At 67.3% G+C, this 1,271-nt stretch carries 1 protein-coding gene and 1 pseudogene; both read left to right on the top strand.

From position 1 onward, the window contains the following. On the top strand, positions 1 to 864 hold an 864-nt coding region (locus tag IEX25_RS19735; RefSeq protein ID WP_188717425.1), incomplete at its 5' end, for a DSD1 family PLP-dependent enzyme. Beyond that, positions 864 to 1,271 (top strand): annotated as a pseudogene (locus tag IEX25_RS19730) (ornithine cyclodeaminase family protein); the annotation flags it as partial. The gene IEX25_RS19735 and the pseudogene IEX25_RS19730, both read left to right, overlap by 1 nt.

The following is a 1,271-nucleotide window of genomic DNA, read 5'->3' as shown; positions in this document are numbered from 1 at the left end:
CTGGGCGGGGCCATCGGCGTCTGCTGCCAGAAGGTTTCCGAGGCCGAGGTCTTCGCCCGCGCCGGGATCCAGGACATCCTGGTCTCGAACCAGGTGCGCGACCCGGCCAAGATCGACCGGCTGGCCCGCCTGCCCAAGATCTCGGGCGGGCGGATCATCGTCTGCGTGGACGACGTGGCGAATGTGGCCGACCTGTCGGCGGCGGCGCAAAAGCACGGCACGACCATCGAATGCTTCGTGGAGATCGACTGCGGCGCGGGCCGCTGCGGCGTGAAGACGACCCCGGAAGTGGTCGAGATCGCCAAGGCCATCGACGCGGCAGCGGGGCTGAAGTTCACCGGCATCCAGGCCTATCAGGGCGCGATGCAGCACATGGACAGCTTCGAGGACCGCAAGGCCAAGCTGGACGCGGCCATCGCCCAGGTGACCGATGCGGTCGAGGCGCTGAAGGCCCTGGAGCTGGAGCCGGAACTGGTCTCGGGCGGCGGCACCGGCAGCTATTACTTCGAAAGCAACTCGGGCGTTTACAATGAACTCCAGTGCGGCAGCTATGCCTTCATGGACGCCGACTATGGCCGCATCCACGATCAGAACGGGAACCGCATCGACCAGGGCGAATGGGAAAACGCGCTGTTCATCCTGACCTCCGTCATGTCCCACGCCAAGCCGCATCTGGCGGTGGTGGACGCGGGCCTCAAGGCGCAGTCGGTCGATAGCGGGCTGCCCTTCGTCTATGGCCGCGACGACGTGAAATACATCAAGTGCAGCGACGAACATGGCGTGGTCCAGGACGACAACGGCGTCCTCAANAACGGCAAGGTCGAAACGCTGTGGCCGGTGTCGGCGCGCGGAAAGGCCTATTGATGTGGGTCGTTCCTGAAGGCGAGATCGCCGGCCTGATGACGCCCGAGGCCGCCTTCGACGCGGTCGAGGCGGTCTTCGCCGCCATGGCGCGCGGGGATGCCCGGAACTTCCCCGTCGTGCGCGAGGCCCTTGGACACGAGGACGCGCTTTACGGCTTCAAGGGCGGCTTCGACGGGGCGGGGCTGACGCTGGGCCTCAAGGCCGGGGGATACTGGCCCAACAACGCGCGCCAAGGGCTGATCAACCACCAGTCCACCGTGTTCCTGTTCGACCCCGATACGGGCCGCGTGTCGGCGGCGGTGGGGGGCAACCTGCTGACCGCGCTGCGCACCGCGGCGGCCAGTGCCGTGTCCAGCAAATACCTGGCCCCGGAAGGGGCGCGCGTGCTGGGCATGATCGGGGCGGGC

The organism is Paracoccus acridae (genome assembly GCF_014642735.1).
Classification (GTDB): Bacteria; Pseudomonadota; Alphaproteobacteria; order Rhodobacterales; family Rhodobacteraceae; genus Paracoccus; species Paracoccus acridae.
The sequence above is the reverse complement of the archived record's forward strand: the minus strand, read 5'-3'. Positions and strand labels throughout refer to the sequence as shown.